The organism is Colwellia sp. SU-HH01217, assembly GCF_057543495.1.
Map to the genome: position 1 here is coordinate 1 of NZ_BAAJLX010000033.1, position 1,522 is coordinate 1,522.

General features: G+C 36.6%; 3 protein-coding genes. All 3 read right to left on the reverse strand.

Annotated elements, in window-relative coordinates; genetic code table 11:
- Positions 1 to 4: 4 nt before the first annotated feature.
- Positions 5 to 310, reverse strand: a complete 306-nt coding sequence (locus AC27G3_RS18070; RefSeq protein WP_487124014.1) for a DUF6966 domain-containing protein — start codon at positions 308 to 310, stop codon at positions 5 to 7.
- A 117-nt stretch (positions 311 to 427) separates the two neighbouring features.
- Positions 428 to 640: a hypothetical protein gene (locus AC27G3_RS18075; RefSeq protein WP_487124016.1), complete on the reverse strand. Its 213-nt coding sequence runs from the start codon at positions 638 to 640 to the stop codon at positions 428 to 430.
- 444 nt (positions 641 to 1,084) lie between these two features.
- Positions 1,085 to 1,522: hypothetical protein (locus tag AC27G3_RS18080; protein ID WP_487124018.1), on the reverse strand; the 438-nt coding region annotated here is incomplete at its 5' end.

Consider the following 1,522-nt stretch of genomic DNA (forward strand, 5'->3'; position numbering starts at 1 on the left):
TGTGCTACAACTCCATAGCACGCTTTATAATACTTCGTTTAGATTTACATACAAGCCACAGGTTAGTTCTTAACTCAAAACCTAACTTAGCATCTTGCTCAGAGGCACCAGTAAAAGTTAAAGAATCATTAAAACTACCCATGCCACCATAAGCACCAAGTGAGTGAGAAATACTCTTCTGAGGCTTTCCCTTGTAAAGTAACTCTAATGATTTACGGAAGTAATTAGCCCAATGCTCTTCATTGTAATCTCGAAGTAACTCGATGAGTTTCTCTAACTTATTTTGATAATCAGAATAATCAGTTTTCATCTAAACTCTAGTGGCACATAACGCCCAAATAACGGGCTAAAAATAGTGGGCTAAAATGGAGCGAAGCGAACAAGCCCGCTGTTTTTAGTCCTGTTAATTTGCTTGTTATATTTACATTTACTCTGTTGGTAGGTTCTTAGAATTTAAAGCAATTAAAATACAAGCAGAACCTGATAAAGTAGCCACTAGTGCACCTATATTCAACGATTGATCTTGATTGAAAGCTAACGCCATAAATAAAACACCAAAAAGAGATGCTCCAATTCCTATACCTAGAAGTACTCCTTTTCCTAGACTTGGGATTATTGTTATAAAATTATCAATTTTCAATAGACTTTCCTTGTAAATATAACGCCTCAATTAATGGGCGAAAAATGGTTGGCTATAATCGCGAAGCGAAGCCAACTGTTTTTTGTCCTGTTAAATTGCTTGTTAGTTATGCGGTGTTGATGCGGCTTGACCGCCCCACCTTACTTAAACAAACAACTCTAACTTTTGTAAACGCAACACTATCAGCAAACTATTGAAAAGTTAAGGCTTAAAGGGATTTACATTACATGGAAGTTTGAACGCTAAACGCAAAAGGTAAAACCTAGACACTTCCTGTGATGGACTACTTCGATTAACAAACTCACTAGAATTTGAAACCACTTTCCCTAGTAAAACTTAATAACAAACTAACGCCTACTTAAGCGGAAAAATATAGTTGGCTAAAATGTTGAACGGAGTGAAAACAGCCAACTGTATTTTTTCCGTTTGAAGTTCTTGTTAGTGCTATTTTGAAGCTACATTTACTTCAGATATAGGTGTTACTGAATTAGTTTGCCTTGCATTATTTTTTGTAGATAGAGCTAAATACTTATCCATCATAGCAACAATTGCAGAATTACCCGTATCAATGGTTCCTTCAAGAGCAATGCTTAAAGCTGCAAACTCAGCAGCATCATCACGTGCGCGAGTGTATGCTTGATGAACTTTAAGATCCTCAGCTGTAGTTGGTTTGGGTAACAGGGATAATTGATTTTGCCAAGCTTGCTGTTTATGGATAGCAGAGCCGTTAATGCCTGCTAATAAATATTGAAGTTCGTTTTTTCTTTTTTTACTCTCGTTGATGACTGCCCATTGGTAAATAGCAATGCTAGTTCCAATAATTCCTACTGCGAGCCCAATTGCATCACTAATTTCCATATTTACCCCGAGTTTGATATAGCA